Annotated in this window: 1 pseudogene; it reads right to left on the bottom strand. The window is 35.2% G+C overall.

The features are described 5' to 3' along the window. Window positions 1–21: 21 nt before the first annotated feature. Window positions 22–227 (bottom strand): annotated as a pseudogene (locus RRF55_RS28445) (bifunctional histidinol-phosphatase/imidazoleglycerol-phosphate dehydratase); the annotation flags it as partial.

Here is a 227-nt window from a genome sequence, read left to right as displayed (position 1 = left end):
TGTATTTGATGATGGCAATCATTATAAACTTCCTTTGGTTGATGGTAAATTAAAATTCGTATCCGTCTGCTTTACGGCCATTTTCACCGCTTTGGCAAATGCTTTAAACACAGATTCGATCTTGTGGTGTTCATTGTCTCCTTCCACTTTAATGTTGAGATTGCATTTTGATGAATCGGTAAACGATTTAAAGAAATGATAAAACATTTCTGTGGGAACATCTCCAA

It is taken from the genome of Klebsiella sp. K47, from assembly GCF_051858335.1.
Lineage (GTDB): Bacteria > Pseudomonadota > Gammaproteobacteria > Enterobacterales > Enterobacteriaceae > Klebsiella > Klebsiella pneumoniae.
This window is presented reverse-complemented; position numbering and strand designations above follow the sequence as displayed.